The sequence below is a fragment of the Leucobacter aridicollis genome (assembly GCF_024399335.1).
In the GTDB taxonomy this organism is placed as follows: Bacteria; Actinomycetota; Actinomycetes; order Actinomycetales; family Microbacteriaceae; genus Leucobacter; species Leucobacter aridicollis_A.
On the sequence record NZ_CP075339.1, the window covers coordinates 128,703 to 152,183 of the forward strand.

Below are 23,481 nucleotides of genomic sequence, written 5' to 3' on the forward strand. Positions count from 1 at the left end.
ATTCACCATGCAGATATCGGAGAACACTCTTGCTCACAATGACCACTATCGGTGCTGACCGAAACGCGTGGGGCTACCTCATGGGAACCGTCTCTACCGAGCACACGCTCGACCGGGCAGACAGCCGCGCCGCTTACTACATGGCCAATGGCACCCCGCCTGGAGCTTGGGCCGGCAACGGTGCGGCCGAGCTCGGACTCACCACCGCTACCGGGGACGTCCGGAAGGAAGACCTCGAAGCACTGTTCGGGGAGGGCACGCACCCGCTCACGGGTGCAGCCTTGGGGAAGCGGTTCATCACCAAAAGCGCTGTTGAGGAAAACGGCAAGAAACGGCAGTCAGTTGCAGGGTTCGAGTTCGTGTTCTCACCGCCCAAGTCCGTGAGCTCATGGTGGGCGCTTTCGGACCCGGACTTGAAGGACAAGATCCGTGCCTGCCACCAGGCCGCGATCGACGCGACGATCCACAAGCTCGAGTCAGACATCATCCGTACCCGCACCGGCGTCGACGGTGTCGCCCAGCAGCACGTTGAGGGCATCACTGCGGCGCTGTTTGACCATTGGGATTCACGCGACGGAGATCCACAGCTCCACACGCACATGCTCGTCTCGAACCGCGTCCAAGGCGCGGACGGGCGGTGGCGGACGATCGACTCGCGCTGGTCACTGTTCCCAGCTGTCGCAACGGCCGGCGCCTACTACGACACGGTTTTGATGGACGAGCTCGCGATGCGGTTCGGTGTGGATTGGACGACGCAGGCTGTCCAAGAGCATCCCACGGAATACCAAGGATGGCTGGCTGACACAGCGCGACCGGACACCGCGTCGGCGCGGCACCAGTTCGCACTCGAGCAAGGCGAAGCACCGGGGTCTGTCGCGTGGCAGATCGCCGATGTGCCGCAGGATCTCAACCGAGAGTACTCGACCCGCTCACGAGACATCGCGGCCGCGAAGGACCAACAGATCGCAAACTACGTGAAGAAGCATGGCCGGCAACCGACCGCGAAGCAGATCATCAAGTTCAGGCAGCAAGCGACACTCGCCACACGCAAGGCAAAACAGAACCGGTCGCTCAAAGCCCTCACATCACTCTGGAGGGAACGCGCGACGCGTCACGTGGGCGAATCCTTCCTATTCGCAGATCGAGTCCACGACGCCGGCAAAGCGCGGCTTGATGACCTCCCTCTGTGGTCATTCAGGCACGATGACGTCGACACTAACGCGGTGCAAGACGCGGCCGCGTGCGCGCTGACGGCGCTCTCGATCGGGAAGTCTACGTGGGGCAGGCGCAACGCCGAGACAGAAGCGTTGCGCGCGATCGCGGGCTGGCGGTTTAGGTCACCCGCGGACCGCGACCAAGTCGTTGCCAGGATCGTCGACCAGGTGCTCGCTGAAGCGATCACCCTCACCCCGAGAAACACACTCCGAGCCCCAACACGGTTCCGCACGGAATCCGGCGAATCCACGTTCCACCCTGCCGCACGGGATCTGTTCACTACTCGCGAAGTATGGGACGCAGAAGAACGCATGATCGAAGCCGGCCGCACCGTGAGCGCGGCCGCCATCGACCAGGAGCTCACGAACGCACTCGTCCACACGAAGGTCGCAGGCAGCGACCTTATCCTTGGTGCGGACCAAGCTGCTGCAGTGCAGAACATTGCCTGCTCCGGGAGGCTCGTCGACGTGCTCGTAGGCCCCGCGGGATCTGGGAAGACGACGTCGCTTGAGAAGCTCCGCGAGATCTGGGAAACACAGTACGGTGCCGGGAGTGTGCGTGGCCTCGCCCCGACAGCTCGCGCTGCCGAGGTGCTTGCCGAGTCGCTCGGGATCCAGACCGAGAACACCGCGAAATGGCTGCACGAGACCGGGCAGGGCACTGTCGAAGCAGACGGCTTCTCATATGAGCTCAATGCAGGCGACCTCATCATCATCGACGAGGCATCCATCGCCGGAACGATCGCACTCGACACCCTCCGTGCTCAGGCCGAAGCAGCAGGGGCGAAGCTCCTCCTCGTTGGCGACTGGGCGCAGCTTGCCGCAGTCGACGCCGGCGGCACGTTCGGGCTCCTCGCGGCAGACCGCGACGACGTCGCCGAACTTACCGAGCTCCACCGGTTCAAATCCGAGTGGGAAGCTGACGCGTCAAAGCTCTTACGTCTCGGGAAAGCCGCCGGCCTCGCTCAGTACATCGAGCAGGGCAGGATCACGCATGGCCTCGACGAGACCATCGTGCAAGACGCCGTGGACGCGTGGAAAGCGGACGAGCAGACACCCGGCGGGGACGGGACACTCGTGTCCCTCCTCATCGCACCTACGAACGACATGGTCGAACGGCTCAACCAGATCGCCCGCGACTGGCGGATCGAGACCGGACACGTCGACGGGACACACGAGACACGTGTCCAGTCAGGTGTCGCGTCACCGGGGGACAGGATCGTCACGCGCCGAAACGAGCGGACACTCAGGACAGACCACGACCGGTGGGTGAAGAACAACGACGAATGGGTTGTCCAGGACATTAACCCGGACACCGGGGACATTACGGCAGTGTCCGGGGACGAAACCGTTGTCCTCCCTGGCGAGTATTGCCGGGAGCATGTCCAGCTCGCATACGCGACAACCGCACACCGCTCCCAAGGACGAACAGTGGACACCGCTCACGCGATCATCGACTCCTCCGCCTCCAGGGAGACGTTCTATGTCGCAATGACTCGTGGCAAGTACTCCAACCGGGCGTATGTCGTCGACGATGAGGAAAGTGTCCTCGGGGACAACGCGGCGCTAGGGATGGAACGCGATTGGAAGGACACCCTGGAAGCTGTCCTCCGTAAGCAGAGCGCGCCGTCTGCTCACCAAGCTGCCGCCGATGAACTCGAACGAGTGTCCTCGATCCGGCAGCTCGTGGCCGAATATCAGACGCTGATCGCGACACAGCTCGAGGACGAATACCTGCCCCTCCTCACTGACCTAGGGGTTCTAGATGAAGAGGCTCACGAATCGCCATACCTCGGCCCGGTACTCGCGAACGTTCGACGTATCGAACAGCTCGGGTATGACCCGCGCGACACCATCGAAGAAGCCCTCGCGAGCCGCGAACTGGGGTCCGCGCGGGAGACCATCGCTGTCCTCCACTATCGGCTCGGGAAGCTCGTCGACGACCACACAGAGCTGGACTACCTCGCAGGCGAGTACGCGCCGATGCTGAACAACTTCGGCATCGATCTCACCAGAGAAGACCCCGCCCAGTACCGAAGCAGTCTGAAACTCGCGCGGACCCTCGCAGCGCTCGACGATCAAGGCACAGTTCCTGTCGAGGGTGCCGTGCGCGAAGCGCTGGAATCGATCGACCGACAGGAGACGAAGAACTTGCCGGCGCGCCTCGCCGGGCTGCTGCAGGCACGTCTTAATCTCACTGTCGATGCGAACATGACAGCCGCGAGACACCGAGGGGCTGGCAGGCTCGTTGCCGGCCTCATCGAACGAGCACCGGCGCATCCTGATCCTGACTTCCAGGCCGCGCTTGAAGATCGCGAGCAAGCGATCCTGTTGCGCGCCGAGCACCTGGTCGAGCAGGCGATCGCCAATAAAGAGCCATGGCTGTCAGAACTTGGGGAGCCAATACCCGGAGCATCGGAGGAGTGGCGTCGACGGGCGGTGACTGTCGCTTGCTATCGCGAACTCTACGGTATCGATAGCGAGACGGCACTTGGACCTGACGTGCATGTTGCCCGCAATAGGGAACGAGACCGGGCGATTGCGGGAGCCTCGCTTATGAATCCGGTTGTCGTTCCTCAGGCCGCTCCTAGCCAGGGACAGGACCGACTGCACTATTCGCAGCCTGACCGGTGGGTAGCGCCTACACCGTAGAACACGACAGCGGGGCGGGTACGAAATGTCGTACCCGCCCCGCCGCTTCTGTGTTATAGCCCGAGTGATGGACCATTCTCAACGATCTGATCGATGTTCGGCTGGTGAGGGGCCGGCTCAGGCTGAGCCGGCCCTATGGCTTCTTCCTCGAGCTGCCCGAGGATTTCAGCAAGTTGCGACTGCACCGCGGCAAGCTCACCTCGTTTCGGCCACTCTTCTTGCTCTAGGCGACGCAATTCCGCGACTTCCTCGGCCGCGGCCGCCACAGTCTCTTCGTGCTCCTTGATCAACCGGGGGAGGTCTCGAGCCTGCATTTCGAAGGACTGTGCGATGCCTGAAGCGTCGCCGTCTTGGATGCGTGACCAGGCCATGCGGAGCTGCATCGCCTTGTGCGTGCGACCTGCCGAGAATTCGACGATCGGGTCTGACTGCTTATAAGCATTCCACCTGAGCTGGGTTTCCCACTCGAGCCCAGCAACAGACACTTGGATACCCAATGGCCTTGGGTAGGCAGCATTGTTCGATGTAAACCCGTACGGTCCCAGCGCGTCACGTGCTCGTTCGACGGCAACCCTGAGTGCTTGCCCGAACTGTTTGCGCTCACGGTAGTTCGGTGCTTCCGCCCAGCTCTTCGGCCTGACTCGGCCCGTGAAGTTGTCGCCACGGGTATCCACGACGTTCGGCGCGAGGTTCCGCATGACTTCAAGGTCATGCTTTGCAACTTCCATGCCCTGCCCGAGTGCAAGCCGGCGTGCCTGCACCGATGAGATCTTCCTCGAGTGCGCGCGCTCCTGCCGGGACAGCTTCTGCACCTCGTTCTTCAGGTGCGCGGCTTCAAGAATGCGCATGTCGCCGGCGGCGATCGCCTGCATCTCGGAGAACTGCAACGCCATCTCGGTCGAGTTCTCGACCTCTCTGACATCGAGCCTTCCCGTGAGGACTTGCTCGATGAACGTCGCCTTCCGCGCGAGAATGCCCCACATGTACGAGTCGAATGATCCCTCGGTCGCGTAGCGGAGGATCCGAAGTTCGTCGTTCTGGTTGCCCTGCCGAATCGCGCGCCCTTCACGCTGAGTCACGTCCGCCGGTCTCCACGGTGCGTCGACGTGGTGCAGTGCGACCGCGCGGGCTTGCACGTTCGTCCCGACGCCCATCTTCTCGGTCGACCCGAAAAGCACCTGGACGCGGCCGTCACGCGCCTGCTGGAACAGTTCAGCCTTCGCCTTGTCGTTGCCGGCCTCGTGAATGAATCGAATCTGCGACGCAGGGATCCCCTTCTGGATGAGTTGCTCACGGATCTCCGTGTAGGCGTCCCAACGGCCGTCCGTCGACGGCGTCCCAAGGTCAGCGAACACGATCTGCAATGCCCCTCGGTTAGCGGCGATCTCGCCCCATTCGTCGAGGTACTCACGGTCCCGGTTTTCGGCCCAGATGTCGTACACGTTGTCGGCAACAACGTTCACTTTCGTGGTTTCCCCTTCCGCAGGCTCGCTCCCGCCGTAGAGGCGGGCGTCGAGGGCGAGTGCTCGCCCGTTCGACGTGATCTTCAGCATGTTGTCCGTCTCGGGCTGCACCATTCCTCGACGGACTGCGTCGCCCCGCTCCACCAGATCAGCCATACCCGCGGCCTGTTCCTCATTCGCCGGGACAATCACCATCTCGGGGGATCGTTCCCCGTCGACGTTTCTCGCGATCGCCGGCACAGGCAGCGCGAGATCCGCCTGCGTCTTCACATCGCCAGGCACGTGCCACATACGAAGCAGCTCCGGAACGTTCCTGAACTTCGTCGTGCGAGTTTTCACCTGGAAGCCGCCACCATCGGGTTTCGCCTCCACGGCGGTGACTTGCTCGGTGAATTGCTGCGCCCAGTCGTCAGCCGAATAGACCTGTGCGTCTTTCAGGAGGTCAGGCCGCATGTACCGCATCATGACGTACATTTCGATGATCGAGTTCGGCAGCGGTGTCGCCGTCGCGAGCGTCGCGACCCTGGATTGTCCGAGGTGTTCGCGGTGGTACCAGAGCTTCATATCGAGATCCGTCGTCTTGTCGTTGCCCTGTTTTGCGAGATCTTCCACGGACGACTGAACCGTGATGTTCTTGTACAGGTGGGCTTCATCGATACAGAGATAGTCGATGCCGGTCTCGTCCCAGGTCACGTCCTCGTCGTGGTCGAGATCAAGCATCTGCTTGAGCTTCTGTTCTTGCTTGGACAAGCTCTCCTCGAGTCGTTTCACTGACTTGTCTGACAGCTCGGACGCTAGCTTCTGCTCGAGCACGTCGCGTAGCTCATCAAGTCGCTGTTGCGCGTAATCGGCTCGCGCGGCGCCGAGCCCAATCTTCCCGAACGCACCATGCGTCATGATGACGGCATCCCAGTTCCCGCTGCGGGCCCGCGCCACGAACAGCTTGCGGCCGTCCTTCCCGCCAACGCGGGCAATATCCTCGCTGCCGGCAGACAGGACACGTGCTCGGGGGTAAATCTGCTTGAACTCGCGTGTGAACTGCTCAAGCATCTGATTCGGGACGATGATCGCAGGCTTCTCGGCCATACCAAGCCGCTTCAGCTCCATCACCCCGAGCACCATCTCAGCCGTCTTCCCTGCCCCGACCTCGTGGAACAGTCCGACTGCCGGCTCTGCGAGCATACGCGCGACGGCCGCGTGCTGGTGCGGCCGCGGGTTGAACGACTTCGCCTTGCCCGGGAACACGAGCTCGACGCCATCGTAGGAGCGGAGCGCGATCCCGTTGTACATGTCGTTGTAGCGCTCTTGCAACCGGATCACACGTTCCCCGTCCCGCCACAACCAGTCCTGAAAAACGTCGTGCAGCTCGGTTGCGCGTTCCTGTAACGCTTCGGTCGCGACCTGGTCCAACACGGACGGGCCGTCCTTGTCCGGCCGGTACCGCAGCTCCAGCTTCTCGCCGTTCATTACCTTCTTCATGACCTGGGCGGCGCCCAGTTTCACGTGGTCACCGGAGACGCCCCACTTCGCTTCAGCAGTCTCAGGAGATTTACCTGCGAGTTGGAACTTCCATTCCCCGTCGATGCGTTCGATCGTCTTCACGCCCCGCTTGAGCTCGTGCTCAAGGAACGCAGACACGTCACTCACGGGCACCCAGCCGGCACCGAACCGGACGTCGATCTCCGCTGGCCCCACCTCTACAGGGATGACCTCGGTGAGGGCGTCGACGTGGCGCTGGAACGTCGCGTCGACGACGGCGAGCTCGCGCACTTCCTTGAGCTTCTTCCGCACGTTCCCGGAGAGGTACTCGGCCGCTGGCAGATACCGGGTACGGTCCTCAGGGTCGAGAAACACGAGATCTGCGACCTGGTCGACCGCGGCAGCCTCGTCGACGTCAAGGAGTGAAGCAACAAGTGGTACGTCGACGTAGCCGGTGCGCTCGAGCGACACTCGGATTGCGTCTTCCGGGGTATCGACGCGGTCGACCAGAGTGACCGCTCCCACGACACGTTCACGGAAGATCGTCGCCTTCCTGGACGTCTGGGTGTCCTCGTTGTAGTGCTCGAGTGCTGCGACGGTGGCGTAGTGCGGGTCGATGCGGAGCGCACGGATCGCGGCCGGGAACCGCCTGGTGATCACCGGGTCTTTCCCTGGCCGCTCGCGAACAGTCGTGGTCGATCGGCCGATCGGGCCGTACGACTCGAGGTAAGAGTCGTAGATCCGGTTGAGATCCTGACGCAGGACAGCAATGTGCTCGGTGTCTTCCGCAGACGATGCTTCTGCTTCGAGGAGGGACACCGCAGCGGATCTGAGGGACACCAGGTGTGAGAGCTCACGCATTGCATTCTTTGGGACATTCACCGGTTCAAGCTCGGTGACGCCCTGCTGCATGAGGACACCGTCCTGGACGCTGATATGCCCGATGGACAGTTTCGAGTCCTGGACGATGCCTGCGACAGGACGGTCGGACACGACCTGCCCGTCTGCCGCCCATGTCCGCCCGGTGACTTGGGCGTCCTGGACAATGTCCCGGAGCCTGTCCGCAAGGAGCGGCGCGACAACGGTGGGGGAGACGTCGACAGCGGATACGGACACTTCTGGCCCGAACTGTCCACTCCGTGTCCCAAGCCGGCCAAGCACGTGTCCTGGACGTTCGTTGAAGTAGCTGTTGACGCGGGCTGTCCCCGCGTCCCCGTCGATGTCCACTGTCCGAAGCCAGGCCGGCTCGCCTTCAGGTGTGTCCCCGAGGTGCCTGCGGAGGACCAGGACATCGACGACTGCGTCTGTCCCCGCTGTCTCTCCGTGCGCGCCTGCAGGCATCCTCACCGCGCCAAGGAGCTCCCCGTAGGTGGAGATCTCGCGGCGTGCTTGTTCGGCCTTCGCGTCCATCGTCCACCTGGACGTCATCACCATGACGATGCCGCCAGGTTTTGTCTGCCGGAGCGCTTTCACGATGAAGTGGTTGTGGAGTGAGAGGTTCGCCCGGTTGTAGGCGGGATCGTAGAGCCGGGTCTGCCCGAAGGGGACGTTCCCGATGACGGCGTCGTAGCCGTCATGCGTGAGGAACGTGTCCCCGAACGACTCCGCCCGAATCACCGCCTGCGGGTTCAGGACCTGCGCGATCGCGGCCGAGGTGGGGTCGAGCTCAACGCCCGTGACCTGGTGCGTGCCGGCTGCCTTGATGAAGTTGCCCGTCCCGCACCCAGGCTCCAGTACATGTCCGGTCTCAGGGACGCCGAGGGCGTCGAGTGCTTCCCACATCGCGGCGACGTAGGCGTCGTTTGTGTAGTGGGCGTTCAGGACCGTGCGGCGCGCGGCCGCCCACTCTTCCTCGCCCCACAGGTCCGTGAGCTCGTCGCGTTCCGTCTGGTACTTCGAGTGCTTCGGGTCGAAGAGTTCTGGAGTAGCGCCCCATCCCGGGAATCGCTGGAGCTCTGCCGTTTCTAGGGGAGTGGGTGTGCGGCCTTCTGATAGAACTCGCTGGAGAGTGCGGACTGCAGACACTCCGCCTGCCACCCGGGAGACTTGTTCAAATCGTGGTCCAACGCCCGCACGACGAGCATCAAGATCGTCGCCTGGGTGAGCGTCATCAGCGGCGCCGGGGATCCGTGACGGGCCGCGGTCTGCTTCGCCCACTCGACGAGCTTCTCCTGCAACTCCGGCAGAGCCCACAACATCGCGTCGTACTCGTCGCGGAGCTCCAGAGGGGGCGACACTTCGAGAACCTCCGGAGTGGACTCCTCGCCCGCTTCGTACAGTTCCTCCTGGTCCGTATGGAACTCGAGAAACTTCGGAACCGTCAGCCTCGACTGAACCACGATTCCCTGTTGATTCAAGAACCGGAGAACTTCCATCGCTGTCGGGGTCTTCATAAAGTCGTCCTCGCTGTACCCCAGGAGTTCCAGCCATGACGGAATGTGCTCGTCCGCTGCTTTCATCTCCCTGAGTACCATCAGGTCGTTGTTCAACTGTCCGAGCTTCGTCAGGTAGTCGGTCGTCTCCGGCCACGTCGCCTGCAGCTTCGCGAGCATCTCCTGGTCGTACATGTGTTTCCTCCTGGTCTATGCTGTCGAATTCGCCCCAGAGGTCAAAAGCTAACTGGGTATCAGCAACACGCTGCCTTCTGGCCATTCTCGGTCTAACCTCCGACACATCCGAAATTCACTATCGAAAGGTCGACGTAGGAGCTCGCGCAGACTGACGCCTTGTGTGGGCTGCACTTTCTGCTGCAACGCGCAAGGAGAGGGGCTAGTACGATATTGCAGGTGCCTGCTGTTGTGGCGCTGGATGAGTGAACAATGAGGCATCCACTGCAGAAGGCGGGAGATGGGGCATTGCTGAAATTGCCGCGGGCACGCCGCGAATGTTGTTGAACGGCTCTCGAAGGTAGGTTGCGTGCCCTTCCCACAGGCCGCAACCTTGAGACGCCTGGTCGAGGCTTCGCCAGACCGAAGTATTGGAATGATCGCGTTCTGAGTGCAAAGCAAGTCTGAGATCTGAGGCCTGCTGGTCGGTGACGTATCCGTGCTGTACTAGCGCCTGGATTCGTGCTGCAACGTCCGCGCGAGCGTCTGCTACTTCTTGAACGGACACCTCACTGCCGTGGATCCGAAAAGTGCTTGTGTCAGTCAGCGTCCTATACAGCTCCATACGAGCCTCGTCCTGCACGCCGGCAGCCAGCGCTTCCGCCCACAGCGACGGGCCAAAGGCCTCCGCAGCTTCAACGGAGGCAAGCATCCCGTCAGTGCGCGTTTGATGATAGATGTCCTCCAGAAAACGCGGGTATGCAAACGACTCGGCGTCGCTATTGTTGGGAAGCGATTGCGCCTGCTCAACTGAGACCTGCCCGAGCTCGACATCGTCGTCATCGTCAGGATCTATATCCGCAAACACCACCGCGTCCATCCACGACCTTCGCTCACCCAGCAACTCAGAATACATGTCGTGGACAGTGATGAGCTTGTCGCGGACCTGCGCATCCGGGATTCCTTGAAGCGCGGCTCGAGCGATTGCAGGATCAGCCGACTGGTTGATTGCATCAACTTGTGGGCGAGACCACAAAGACGCTTGTTGTAAGGAATCTTCCCACAAGCGCGCAGGAGCTCCCGCCACATAGCGGTCGTCATAGACCCGGCTGAGGAACTTCTCAACTGCTCGGCCTTCGGTACTGTCTCTGGGGAGGCTATTTGTGACCTTGACTAGATGGGAAGCTAACGACGTCTTGCTCCGCGCACTGAAATCGTGAGCGTGGACGAGATCGTCGCGTCTGATTACGTTGGCGCTGCGGTCCCCACCCGCTACGGGGATTTCTTTCGGCAGCCCCGACAGCAGGTGACGCCGTTCTTCAAACGCTGTTGCGTTGTCCAACCGGATCTGAGGAAACACTCTCATCGGAGGGCACCTCTGTAAGCGTGAATGTTGTCCATAATCTTGTCCTGTCGTAAATGCGAAGCCTGACCTTCAGGGTTCACTTACTTGACGGATGCGCGCGCGCAGTGGCGAGGGTTCGACTTCCGCGCAAACGGAGACTGGACAGCGAAGGGGGCCGTGCCTTCCAACACAGCCCCCTTCATGTTTCAATGCTCAATAGGTCATTGCTGGCCTTGACTTCGCCACCATCTCGTGAGGCGGTACCGTGGGGACACGGTAGAGCGCTTCGTTTGCCGGCGCCGCACTCGCCGCACTCCACGACATCGGTTCCCCTCCCTCAGTGGCACTCTTTGGTACAGACTGCAGGTACTCGCGTTCGGCCCCGCTGATTCCGCGTCCCTCGCATACCCTGTCGACCTGGGTCGCCCAATCGTCGACAGAGACTTCGCTGGAGGTCGCATTGTGAAGCGCTGTTGCGTTGCTGACTGACAGCCGGTTTGCCTCTGTGAGCTCCTGCACACGTGCCCTGAAATGCCGTTTAGCGACCACAACGTTCACCGTTGGGCTGGGGCCGAGCGAGCTGGTGGCGTCCCGTTGGAAACTGTCCTCGTGCTCGGTGTCGAAGGGGGACACTAGGTAGTTTCTGTCTTCTTCCGTGAGGTCGGAGCGGTCAAGAGCGGAGCTCACTCTCTCCCACACTGGTGTGGCGTCATCCAACTGCAGCGAGTCCTTGATTGCTGCGGCGTCTGCGGTATTGAGGTGGCCCCTGGCTTCGAGCCCGTCCACGCGAGAGAGGACTGTTGCCCTGATGTCGGCCACTTCGGTGGGCGTAACTTCGGCGCCGTCCAAGCGAAGGTATGCGGTGTCGACGAGCACTCGATACTGTTCCATGCGGAGTTCGTCTGCTTGGCCAGCCTCAAGCGCTTCGCCCCATATTGCTTTCGCGTCGTGCTCGACAGTGTCCGGGTTGAGGAGTCGACCGTCAGTTCTGACTGGAGAGTAGATGTTCTCGAGGAATCGTGGGTATGCGAAGGAGAGGGCGTCGTCCTGGTTGGGCAGGTGCTGCTGTTGTACTCGAGCAGCTTGCCCTCGGACGTCCTCGACACCCCACACCGGATTGGAAGCGCCGAAATCCACTTCCTGAAACCAGTCAGTTCTCCCGTGGGACTGTTCGGAGAACTCATCATGGACCGAAATCAAAGCGGCCCGAACATCTGGGTCAGGGACCGCTTGTAGGGCGGCTCGCACATGTCCGATCGGCGCCGATGCAGACAAGTTCGAATCGGTGTTGGTGCCGGCCGGCTGCAGCTGCTCCCAGAGCTCCTGAGGTGTCGGCGGAGCGTCGAGCGCATGGGACTCGGAGTCGTACACATCGAGCAGGAACTCACGCACTGCCGCACCGCCGCGGACATCGGGCTGGACAATTTTCGCGATCCGGTTGCGATGCTCGTCGAGTGACTCGGCAAGCGCTGCGGCTTGGTCGTGGAGCGACAGCAGGTCGGAGCGTTCGATCCTTTGAACACCTCCGAAGCCGTTGGGGAGCACGACTTCCTCTGGAAAGCCCTGAAGGTACTGCCGGCGTTGCTCGAGGTCCTGCATGTTTGCAAATCTGTGTGTCGGAAAAACTCTCATAATGATTCCCTTCTGTTGGATAGCAAAGGTCCCCCAAGCATGGTTCGGGTTGGTTTTGTCAGGTTTGGGGTACCTGAAAGAACGACATGGGGTCTTGCGCAGTGGACGCACGTGGGGGCTGCACCGTGCCGGCGCAGCCCCCGGTGTCCTACATCGCTAGGCCGTGTGTTTGAGGCGATATGGAATGGGCCTCCGGCCGCTGAACCGCTGCCAACTCTGCTGACTGGCTCGACACTGGCGCGCGCTCCTCAACGAGCCTTGTGTACTCCTGCAAGCGCTGGTACTTCGCGAGGTCTGTCACCGCCCAAGCTAGCGTTATCCCCCACATTGAATCGGAGCCCGTGTCGTATTTGTCGCGATTTGGGGAATTGCAGTAAATGCCGTCGGTGTATGCGGTGATTGCGAATTCCTGAGCTGATATGCCAGTCGGCTGCAGGTCTTCCAGTCGTGACGGGAACTCATCGAACGGGACACGGTCACGCACAAGCTGGTCATGCCGCTGAATCATGTTGTTCCTGACATCCTCGTCAGGAATATGACTCAACAGAGTCCGGCTTTCCTCCGCGTAGTGCAGGTAATCGAAGTCTCGCTCATAGTCAGCGAAGCGTGTCATCTTGATCTCTTCTCGGTAGCGACTGAGCGCGAATCGCCCAGCTTGGCAACCGACAGCCCGCGACGCGCATACAGCGAGTCAGAGGTAGTCCCGAAGCGCCGCCGAACCGCGAGGGAACGGAGTCTTCAGCTTTCCTTCGCGCTCATCACGGACATACTCGAGTGCGACAGAGTTCGCCTGCGACCGGGGAAGTTTTCGCCATGTCCGTGTTGACTCGAGTAGATCGTGAATCATCGTGTGGCAGCCGCGACACAACGGCCACAAGTCCTCGTGTTCTTCTGAACCGAGGCGATCATAGGTGATGTGGTGCAAGTCGTCCCGGCTGAGCACCCACGGATTACCGCAGCCGCGGCAGACAATACCCGCGCCTTCCGGTAGGAGGCCGGCTTCGTCCTCAGCCCACCGAAACCGGCGCCGAAACCATGCGGGGGAGCGCATATATGCGGCGTAGCGCTGACGGTGCGCTTCCCGTCCGTTGGAGCGCACCGCCCACGGGCTCAGCTCACGCACGGTACCCGGCCTGCATCTTCGCGATCGCGTCCCCGTACTCGGACGTGTCCCGAAGATGCTGTTCGAGGTTCTTCGAGTCCTTCTGACACTCCACGAACCGGGGATGCTCGTGAAATGGCCTGGTCCTCGGGAGGAACGGCGGCAGGTTGCGGTAGAACACAAACGCCATCCCCTTTTCAAGTGTCCGGATCTCGCTGCCCTCAAAGATCGCCCGCTTCTCTTCAGACAACTGCATCTGGGCCGGTCCGCGAAGCGCCATCGAATGCGACTCCCGCTCCACCCACGTCTCACCGATGAGCTTCGACATGTCCTCGAGCGCGCGAGGGTCACCTCCACCCGGCAGCACAATCTTCGCAGTAGCCGCATCCCACAGCGTGTCAGCGCCTTCCTGCCCGCCGTACTGCTGCAGCTGCGATTTCGACTGGAATACCGCGACTCCGATGCGGCCGACGCCGCCGCCGGCGGTGATGAGCTCGTACATGCCCTGGTACTCGAAGTTCCCTGCCTCATCAAGTAGATACGTGAGCGGCGGGTCGAGCCGGCCGCCGGGGGAGCCTGCCGCGATCGCTTTGGACACGTAGTCAACTTCTGAGAGAAACCCGTCGAGGATCCTGAGGTAACTTGCTGACGTCTTCTTGTCACCGATGAGGTAGACGGTGCCCTTCTGGAGGATGAAATCGGCGAAATTGAAGTTGGCATCGTCTGGTCCGACCTTCATCCAGTCGCGGGCGCTTCGGGAACCGAGAAACGCGAGCACCGTCGGTAAGACCGCCCATTGAGATGCGCGCTGCTCTGCAGGCATGTTGATGACCGTCTCAAGCATGGTCGCGTGCTCAATGAGCCCTTTCGGGTGGTCTCGGATCAAACGAACAGCTTCTTCTGCTGCGCGTGGCGAGGCGACCCAGCTCCAGATGTCGTCGACAGTGCGGCCGCCACACGCGGCCGCGTGAAACAGCGCGGTCGAGAGCTGCTTACCGAGGGTATCCCAGTGACCACCGTTCGTGGTCGACCCGGAGAACGCGTCAGCAGGGATGAGCCCGTTGATCCGACGAATCAACGTTTCTTCGTTGACGCAGCCGGCGACGGCGTCCCACTTCAAGACATGGCCGAAGTCTTTCCCGCTCTGGATCCCCGGGGCGAAAATCCACACCTTCGACCCTGCCCGTTCACGCGCCTGCATCGTCATCTGTGCGTTGTCGAGTTTTGAGGTCGTCGTCACGACAGCACCTGGTGCGTCCATGATCCACGGAAGCACCAGATTCCAGCCCTTGCCCGCGCGGGAGGGACCGATCACAATCATGGGGTCTTCCACCCGCAGGAAACACTCGATGCCCCGGAACATTCCGACCCGGTACCCAACGTCTGTGGCAGTCAGCCGTGAAGCCGGAAGCGCCGGCCGGAGCACAGGTGCTCGCTCTGCGAGAAGCTGCTCCTCGCCGAGCTCCTCACGGACTTGCTCACGTGATGCGAGGCCGGGCCTGCGCTGTGGGTCCTTCCTGCGCTTCGACCCTGCGCGTACAAACAGGAACACGACGGTTGCGATCGCAGCTGAGATGCACACGATGAGTGCCCAATGCAGCACGCCGGCACCGTTCACCCCATAGCGTGCTGCAGGATCCGCAGCACCCCAGAGCCCGAAATAGCGGAACACGGGAAGCGGCGTGAACGACTCTGCCCCGGTGAGGAACGTCACGAGCATCTGGACGAAGAACTGCAGCCCCAGGAGCACAGCTGCCGGGAGACCGATCACGAGCGCGAGTATCTCCGCGAAACCGAAGGTACGCAACCGTTTCTCAAAGCCCGTCGCAGGGGCGGTACGGTCTTGGAAGTGAGACATGGTGTTTCCGTTCTAGTCGTTGGCGATCGCCATCGGGGGTACCGCCCGTACGAGGCAGTCGGTGAATACGGCGCCGGCCCGCACGGCGAGATCTAAGACGTCGACGACCGGGCGCGACTGTCGGCCTTCCGCCCGGATGAGGTACTCACCGAACGCTGACGCTACTGCCGGCACCTCTGTGAGGAACGCGACGAGCTCAGTACTGTCGTTCGTGTCTGCGATGTAGCGGCCTGCAGCGCGCAGCGGCCTTGCTGCCAGGCGCGGCACCCTGAGCGGGGATCCCTCGATCACGTTCTCGACCCGCTCAAGGTGAGCGACGTAGAGCCGCACTTCCGCGGCCGCCGAGAGGAACGGTCCGTGAGCCTGTTCAAGGAACCGGGATCCTGCTTCGTTGGTGACGGACACACACAGCTCCCACACCTCACTCAGCAGCGGGTCGTCGCTGGTGGCGGAGAGCTCCCTCAGGGCCTTTCGTGCTTCGGTCGTGAGCACTGTCACGCTGTCTTTCGTCATACTGTTTCCCCCTGCATATGTGTGTTGTCCGTTTGTCCGCCAGGTTGGTCGGTGTCGCGGCCGAGATGCCGCATGGCCGCATCAGTGTCAAAGAGTCGCCGTTCCCAAGCCGTTGACGTCGGGTTGCCGTCGATGACGTAGCTGCGCTCCCCGGCACGGAACATAAACTCGCCACGACCGAACCCCTTGATGAGGTTCGCCTCACCCTGACGGAGTGTGCCGGCCTGGACTGCGCGCTTGAGCGTTGATTCGTTTTGATAGAACGTGATTGTGTTCGCATAGCCTCGGAGGAGTTTCTGGGCGAGGTTTCGTTCTTCGTCCCCGCCGGTATCGAAATCGCCGTCCTCGTGGACGATCATCATCATCGTGATGCCGTACTCTCCAGACAGTTTCAGCTGCAGCTCGTGCGCTTCGAGCGCCGCCTTCGTCTTCATGTCACGCCACCCTTCCTCGCGGATGACGAGGTGACGGCGTCCTGACGCCTTGTTCGACACCATGTTCTGCACCCATGAGTTCGTGATGGTTTGCGTGATCGCGAGTGCGAGGTCTCCGCGCTTCTCCATCGCGTACGTGTCAAACACTGTGTACGGGGACTCTGGGTCGAGTTGGATGGTGCCTTCGTCTTCGAACATGCCCGACAGGTTTCCCTGGAGGAGGAGGTCGAACATGAGCACCAGGTCGCGCGCCATGTCTTTCTCAAACATGCCGCCGCGGGCCGTGGTGAGCTCCGGTGAGTCGATCTTCTGGATGACTTTCCGGATTGTCGGGTGGTCGTTCGTTTCTCGAATCACTTCGCTGAGTGCCCAATTCAAGATCGCAATCTCGGCCGGAAACAGGTTCCTGGAACCGGGGGAGAGGAGTGCGCCGATGAGCTGGAGCACTTGCTGCCGAGATGCGAGCATGCGCTGTGCGTGCTCCGCTTCAGATTCTCCGAAGTGGCGCTCGCCTGTCTGGAGGGGATTCACGCGGATATCGGTGCCGAACGACCCAACTTTGAACACCTGTCCGCCGAGCGCTTCCGCAACAACACCGTGCTCGCCTTTCACATCACTCGTGTTGATCGAGTACACGCCAAACAGGGCGAGAAGTGTGACGAGCCGCTTCACGATGAACGACTTACCTCGGCGGAGGCTGCCCTTCACAAGAATGTTCGGGGACGACACCATGCCGGACAGATACATGTTCCATGGATGCATCACGAAACCGCGGCCTCCGGATAGCCTCTCGACCCCAATTACGGGACCGACAATCTGAGGGAGGTCTGAGGCCGCGAATGGATTTGCTGCCGCAAACTCCCACCCTGTGCCTACATGTGGTGGAGGGCTCAAGCGTCCGATGGAGCGGAAACGATCACCCATTTGTAGAAACGGAAGATCATCCACTTCCGGTGTTCCGACGGGCTCGCCGCGCGTGAGCTCGTCCTGCAACTCTCTGAGGATCCTTCGTTCTTTCCGGGTGAGTGTTCCCGGGTCGAACATGACTTGGCTGCGGCCCACTACTTCATCCCCATCCCAGTGGGATACGCCACAGAGATCAGACCGGCCTGTTGCTCGTATGCGAGGACAAGCAGTTCGATACCAGCGTTCGCGGCCGAGATCTCCATCGCCGCGCACGCTTCCTCGAGCTCGTCACGAGTGACCGCCGTGACAACGAGGTAGCCGGAGAACTCAAGCTGTCCCTGCCCGTCAACAAGATCTTGCTCTCGCGCGTCAAGATTGTGCCAGTCCGCATTGTCCGCGATCGTCGTTCCGGCACGATCTTGCTTGAACCTCGCGTTTTGCCGCCAGGTCTTTCGCTCCTGCGCGATTCGTTTCATCGCGTCCTTCATCAGTACGGGTGTGCCGACGAGTGAAAACGTGTGCCGAACAGCGAACCCGTGATGCGACTCCGCGAACGCAACATTTCCCATAAACCCAGGGATCGTCTGGATACGGGGCCATTCGGCCACCCAATACGTGCGGTGAAACGCGGAATCTGTCTCCGCATAGTCTTTGTCCTCGTCAAGCGACATCGGGCCTGCCAGTTCCGGCGCGACTCCTTCAAACGCTTCCCCGATGCGTGCATCGATCGCTGTCTCCCCAACAGGGTCGACGGTTCCTCGCCCGGCCGCTGCCCACTCACGTGGCGTACACCATGCGACACGGGTGAATCCTGCCTGCATGAGCGCTTCAGTGGTGGACCCCATCTCTTGTTCGCACACTCCGAGCACGCCAGCCTTCCCCCCGCCGTGACTCTTTACGAGGGAGCGGCCTTCGCGGCCTCCCATGTCGAGCGTGAGGGTGATCGTGGAGGGCCTCCACACGACCTCCTGCGCGAGGAGGTTCAATGCTTCCTGGTAGGACTCCGCGAGCGGGCCGGTTTTCTTCAACGCGTCGAAGTGCTGTTGCTCAACAACGATGGAGCCGGGTCTGGTGCGTTCCTGCACCGTGACTTTCGCGATCTGTCTGCGTCTTGTCCACGCGCCCACAACGGTCATCCAGCCAGCGATCAGTCCTTCTCGTTCCTCTGGGGTGGCGACAGACACCGAGTGTTGAGCCATACCGGGAGACGCGACCACGCACGTGATCGATGCATGTTGTGACTGTTTGTCCCAGATCACGACCGAACCTTTACTTGTTTCCCAGATTTCGAATCGGTTTGGGTATCCAGGAAGTTCCAGCTGGCCCTTCACGATGGGCCCGGTTTTCTTCCGGTACTTTGCCATGCCAGTTGCCTTTCTGCGATGGAACTTGAGAATCTTCAGGACTTGGACCGTCCAAGGGATGCCTGCTTCGGTCTTGAGGAACCCGCCGAGTGCAAGCGGGGACATGATGAGGGCTGCAGTGAGCGCGCCGCCAAGGTTTCGCGCGACCAAAAAGACGAGCACAGGGGCGATCGCGATGCCGATAGACCACACCCCGTACTTGTCGATGCCGAGGATGACGCCTTGGGTGGGGCGCCTGGAGTATTGAACTTTCGCGATCTCGTAACTGTCGGTACTCATCGGACACCCCTCGTGGGTTTCGGCGCTGCCGGCCGGGCCCGTTGCCCCGGCGTCTGCCCTTGGCCTTGCGTCTTGGGGGCTGGTGTCTCAGGTGCACGGCCCCTTTGTGCGGGAGCTCCGCCCTGCTTGGGCGTTGTTGGCGTACTGCCCGGGGCCTGCTTCCCCGAAGGCCCCGTGCTGCCTGGTTTAGCGTTCTGGCTAGACTTCCCGCCCGTCTTTGACGTGCCCGAAGTTCCCTTCGGGCCTGCCGGGGCACGATTCCCTGTACTACCGCTGCCGCCGCGCGTTGCCGCGCCGCCACCGCTGCCACCGCGCGTGAGTACAGACGTGACGTTTCGCACGGCGGTCTTTGAAGACTGGCTGACGCTACGGCCCATCTGAGAGCCGGCCTGGTCGCCGGCCACTCCGTCTGCTCCGAGGAAGTCGAAGAACTTCACGACCATGAGTGGCATAAATGCCGTCATGAACAATCCAATCCCCAACGTGAGAGTGCCGCCGTCAAACAAGGTTGCGCCCTTGGTTGCACGAAGAATCATCGCGAGGAGACCAAACATGAGCGGTTCGGCGATGAGGAGCGCGATTCCAGCGTTCATCCACTTTTTCGCGAGGCCCCATCCGCCCTTCGTGGTGACAGCCATAAACGCCAGCGGCGCGAAGGCAATGAGGACCATGATTGCGAAGTTTCGAAACGCGAGCGCAAAGTTTAAGACGATCATCCCGAGGATGAGTACCAGCAGCAGGATCAGCATCGGGAGAAACCCCACGCCTAGCACTGAAAGGACCGCACCGGTTTTGTCGCTGCCTGTGCCAACCTGCATTGTTGTGCGGATCGCTGCGGCAAAGCCGTCACCGCCTCCGATCCGGTTCAGTAAGTCCTTGCTGATCTCTGCGGACACTTCCAAAAGTTTCCCACCGACCGTCAGCGCCAATATCGTTGACGGGATGCCCGAGAGCACTCCGATGATGGGCCACTTGATGTCACCTTGGAAGACACCCCGCATAATTCCCACGGAGAGGATGCCGAGGGAGACCACGATTGCGAGGCCGAACCAGTACCCGGACTCACCAATAGCGCTGTCCCAGAGCTTTGATCCGGGGGCGATGGAGTGGTTCCCGAGAGTGATATCGGCAACCCACGACAGGAACTCCGTGAGTCCCTGCGTCTGGCTCTCAAACGATTTACAGATCAGATCGACCGGGCCGCACTCGAAATCGATATCGAGGGTGTCTTCCATGTGGCGCATACTGTGCTCCCGCTAGAACAGCGGGATGCCTCCCACATACGTCATCGCTGCCGTAGCAGAACCGAGGAGCATCACGCCGCCGAGGGCAGACGCCAACACAATCCAGCCGATGTGCTGTTTGCGTTCACTCAGCTTTCCGACCGCCAGCAGAATGACTGAGAGAACCACAGCGAGAAGACAGACAGCGGTAGCGATAGCAGCCGCCATATTCACAAGGTGCATCACTGCACCCACGCCTGGAGCTCCGAAGTCTGGTTGAATATCCGGCACCTTGATAGCGGGCAGGACACCAACAGCGTCAATGAGTGAGGGAATGAAATCCATGTGAGTCTCCGTTTTCGTACCGCCACCCGGTGTGGCGCTACAAAAACGACGGGGCTGCAAGCGCACTTGGCGCTCACAGCCCCGACACATGGGACACGTGCCTCTACAAGTTGATTCCCCGCGCCGACATGACAGGTCTCGGGTCAGTCGGGATTCCATGGACGAGGGTCTCAAAGTGCAGGTGCGGGCCCGTCGAGTTTCCGGTGCTACCGACATAGCCGACGTGCTGGCCGGCTTTCACTTTCTGTCCGACCTTGAGCGCTGTCTGCCTGACCATATGTCCGTAGAGTGTGGAAAGACCCCCGGCATGCTCGATGACGATGTACCAGCCATATGAGTCCTGCCCCGCCCAATGCGTCGCAGTCACTGTCCCGGAAGATGCCGCGTAGATCGGTGTCTCCTGCGGCGCGGCAAGATCCATGCCGGTGTGCCCGTAGTAGCCCCACCATTCCGTCGTGATGATGTACGACTGCACAGGAGACGCCCAGTCCCCAACCACCGGCACCGTACCGGGAGGTCCTGGTGGCGCTACTTCCTCGGTCTCGTCCGTCGCCTGCGCGACCGCGCCAGCCACGGTCGTGCCGATGAGGACGAAGGGCAGCATGATGATCGTAAGAATGACGGCAAGGACGCCCAGGATGATGTTTCTGCCGGTCTTGCTTTGCGCGGCATGGACCGCAACTTTGACGGCTACTGCTGGCGCTGCCATTGCTTCGGGTAGCTCTTTGTCAGTGCGGCGACACCGCAGATACCGCCGTTCTCTGGCGCGTCACAGTAGATGAGCATCGACGTCGCGTTCCGGACCCTGTGAACGCCCGACCCGGACTCACCGCCAGAGTTGATCGCGCTCTCCACCCGCACCCAATACTTCGAATACGTGCCGGGAAGTGAATCGGCCTCCCAGGTCTCCTCGATGGTCGTGTTCACGTCGTAGCCTTCAGCGACCGCTTGCTCAGCATTTAGAGCCTCGATTGGGTGAGACGTGTAGGCGATGCCATGCCCGATGAGTGCGTTGTACCGTTTCTCATCGCCAAGCTCCCACCAAGCGCCGCCGTCAGGGTTCCACGTGGATTCCCTTGCCACGTCCACTTCAGTGTCGACAACGTTGCCCGTCACCCATTCAGTGTGGCCGAGGTTGGACTTGGAACGGTCAATGGTCGACCGGATCACGCCCTCAGCACCTACATAGTCAGGGGACGGATGCATGACCCGCGTGAGCGCTTCATTGAGGAAGTCTTCATAGAACGGCTGTTTACTCGCGTCCACAGACCACAGCACCCTCGCCGCAGATAAGGCTGCTTGTTCCGGATCTGTCGTAACCACCATCTCGGCCATCCCCGTGCTGTCAAGCTTGGCTGGCTCCCACAATGACATGTCCGGCTCCGAGTCCGCCGGTGCGTCATCATCGCCGGTTTTGCTTGTGTCAGTGTTCGCGCCAGGTGTCGGCCTTTGCTCCGCCTCTGACCCGTTCGGGTTCATGTCGCCGCCAGGTAGTAGCAAGAAGATCGTGATGGCGATCGCGGTGAGAACCACCACTACGCCGGATACCACACCGATCACCGTGTTCCGGTTCCACTGCTTCTTCACCATCACTCCTTCACGCCCGCGTTGCCCGCGCGGACTGTTTTCACGTGGTCTTCGAAGTCGACGACCCAGGTACTGTTCCGCACGCTACCCGGCACTACCCACACTGCGGGCGTCGTATCGTGGTGCTCTGCTGAGTTGCATCCCGTCGACGTCGTCCAATTCGTGAGCCTGCGGATCGCGAGATCGAATTGGTAATGGAAATCGAGCATCGCGGACGGCGGCGCCGTTGGTTGTACCTGTTGCTGGTTGCGGTACTGAAACAACGCGAGGAGTTCTTGTACGAGGGCTTCGTGCAGATACCAGCAGGGAGGCACGACCGAGTCGCGCAGCCCGTACCTGAGCATGAGCGTCGGGACCCACTCACCCAGCACTTCGAGTGTCTCTGCACGCTCCTCGTCGTCCAGCTTCCACCAGTCAATCGGAGAAGGGAGTGGAGCCCGAGGGGGCAACGGCGGCGGAGGAGGAGAATCGTCCTTGGGGCGGTTGCCCCGTTTGCGGCCTGTTGTTACCAACGCCTCTTCTGGCCTGCCGCCGGCCTCATGAGTTTCTTTCACCTGAGTTCCCTTCAATATCTCGTTTCCTTACTCGATGCCTGCTTTGGCGCAGGGGAACGGAGGGGAGGGAATTGTGAAGGTTTGTAGGGGAAGAGGATCTCATTGCCTGAGATCGGGCATCAAGCTGAAGGCGCCGCCCACAGAGACGTGGACTACACGGAGCTCAGCATGCCTTGTCTCCACCTCTTTGGTGGCCGGTGCGGACTGAGGCTGGTAATCGGGAAATAGCGCGGAACGCTCAAATGTGTGTAACAGACCGCTTGCGTGCCGCTTTCCACGCGGCGACTGGAAGGCCTCCAACGACTCCTGCCCCGGTAGTGGCGCTTCCGACATACATCACCTGCATGTTGTTGTGATGTGGCCCGTAGCCTTGATAAGCGCGAACTATAAAGACTCTCCCCCTTCTCGGGTTGAAGCTCCAGAACCACGCATCTTGTCGAGCCCCATCACGGTGCTCCACAATGCACTTTGTTCCGCGACGTGCGACCTGATAGACGTGGATTACGCGCACCATAACGAGGTTGTGGGCGAGGGCCCAGCTCGTGGCATCGTCGTATTGAGTCAGCAGGTGCGCATTCCGGCTGCGGGGAGCAAAAATGCCCCACCGGACAGGCCCTTTTAGCCACCATAGGACGATGCTGGCCGTGATACACGCCAGTATCGACACAACGGTCAAGGCGAGAGCAAACATGCTCACCAGCCTCAGTGCGTAAGCCCAAGAAGATGAGGGGAGAAAGCCAGCAGCGACCTGCAGCACAAACATGACAAGTAGGCATACCCAGCCGATGACGAAGGAGACCCTCCGGAACTTTGACCACAGTTGTCGATCCATGCGTCGCTTCATGTTTTGGACTGTAGCATCAACGGTTCTTTACGCAATCGTCTCGAACGGTCCTTAGAGCCGTATGCAGTGGCTCTAGCCCCCTTCTTAAGGGTCGACTGGAAGGGCAGCTGTTGGCGCCGGCGCGTACGTATCAGGCAGGAG

The 23,481-nt window shown here is 61.1% G+C and carries 15 protein-coding genes; 1 reads left to right on the forward strand and 14 read right to left on the reverse strand.

The genetic code is table 11. The features are described 5' to 3' along the window. The first annotated feature begins 38 nt into the window (after positions 1-38). Positions 39-3,866, forward strand: coding sequence for a MobF family relaxase (gene mobF, locus KI794_RS00540; RefSeq protein WP_255808739.1), 3,828 nt, complete (start codon positions 39-41; stop codon positions 3,864-3,866). Between the two features lie 53 nt (positions 3,867-3,919). Here mobF and KI794_RS00545 read toward each other — a convergent pair whose 3' ends face one another. From KI794_RS00545 to KI794_RS00610, 14 genes are all read right to left on the reverse strand, one after another. Continuing rightward, entirely contained in the window at positions 3,920-8,833 is a 4,914-nt protein-coding gene (locus KI794_RS00545; RefSeq protein ID WP_255808741.1) for a helicase-related protein, read from the reverse strand. Further along, on the reverse strand, positions 8,773-9,375 hold the full coding sequence (locus KI794_RS00550) for a hypothetical protein (RefSeq protein ID WP_255808743.1): 603 nt from the start codon (positions 9,373-9,375) through the stop codon (positions 8,773-8,775). The genes KI794_RS00545 and KI794_RS00550 overlap by 61 nt, the downstream gene beginning before the upstream one ends. Positions 9,376-9,577: 202 nt before the next feature. Continuing rightward, positions 9,578-10,720: a hypothetical protein gene (locus KI794_RS00555; protein WP_255808744.1), complete on the reverse strand. Its 1,143-nt coding sequence runs from the start codon at positions 10,718-10,720 to the stop codon at positions 9,578-9,580. A gap of 192 nt (positions 10,721-10,912) precedes the next feature. Further along, positions 10,913-12,298 (reverse strand): hypothetical protein, encoded by a 1,386-nt coding sequence (locus KI794_RS00560; protein WP_255808746.1) that lies wholly within the window; start codon positions 12,296-12,298, stop codon positions 10,913-10,915. Between the two features lie 181 nt (positions 12,299-12,479). Then, entirely contained in the window at positions 12,480-12,944 is a 465-nt protein-coding gene (locus tag KI794_RS00565) for a hypothetical protein (RefSeq protein ID WP_255808748.1), read from the reverse strand. A 502-nt stretch (positions 12,945-13,446) separates the two neighbouring features. After that, positions 13,447-15,291, reverse strand: coding sequence for a type IV secretory system conjugative DNA transfer family protein (locus tag KI794_RS00570; protein WP_255808749.1), 1,845 nt, complete (start codon positions 15,289-15,291; stop codon positions 13,447-13,449). Positions 15,292-15,303: 12 nt separating this feature from the next. Continuing rightward, positions 15,304-15,804, reverse strand: coding sequence for a hypothetical protein (locus KI794_RS00575; protein ID WP_255808750.1), 501 nt, complete (start codon positions 15,802-15,804; stop codon positions 15,304-15,306). After that, entirely contained in the window at positions 15,801-17,000 is a 1,200-nt protein-coding gene (locus tag KI794_RS00580; protein WP_255809793.1) for a hypothetical protein, read from the reverse strand. Before KI794_RS00580 ends, KI794_RS00575 begins: the two co-directional genes overlap by 4 nt. 299 nt (positions 17,001-17,299) lie before the next feature. After that, entirely contained in the window at positions 17,300-18,787 is a 1,488-nt protein-coding gene (locus KI794_RS00585) for an SCO6880 family protein (RefSeq protein ID WP_255808751.1), read from the reverse strand. After that, the gene (locus KI794_RS00590) at positions 18,784-20,022 is read right to left on the reverse strand and encodes a hypothetical protein (protein ID WP_255808752.1); all 1,239 of its coding nucleotides are present in this window, start codon (positions 20,020-20,022) and stop codon (positions 18,784-18,786) included. Before KI794_RS00590 ends, KI794_RS00585 begins: the two co-directional genes overlap by 4 nt. A 21-nt stretch (positions 20,023-20,043) precedes the next feature. Further along, positions 20,044-20,355: a hypothetical protein gene (locus tag KI794_RS00595; RefSeq protein ID WP_255808753.1), complete on the reverse strand. Its 312-nt coding sequence runs from the start codon at positions 20,353-20,355 to the stop codon at positions 20,044-20,046. Between the two features lie 103 nt (positions 20,356-20,458). Beyond that, positions 20,459-21,064: a M23 family metallopeptidase gene (locus KI794_RS16225; protein WP_304941398.1), complete on the reverse strand. Its 606-nt coding sequence runs from the start codon at positions 21,062-21,064 to the stop codon at positions 20,459-20,461. Beyond that, positions 21,046-21,945, reverse strand: coding sequence for a hypothetical protein (locus KI794_RS00605; RefSeq protein ID WP_255808754.1), 900 nt, complete (start codon positions 21,943-21,945; stop codon positions 21,046-21,048). Before KI794_RS00605 ends, KI794_RS16225 begins: the two co-directional genes overlap by 19 nt. Further along, on the reverse strand, positions 21,945-22,496 hold the full coding sequence (locus KI794_RS00610; RefSeq protein WP_255808755.1) for a hypothetical protein: 552 nt from the start codon (positions 22,494-22,496) through the stop codon (positions 21,945-21,947). Before KI794_RS00610 ends, KI794_RS00605 begins: the two co-directional genes overlap by 1 nt. Between the last annotated feature and the right edge of the window lie 985 nt (positions 22,497-23,481).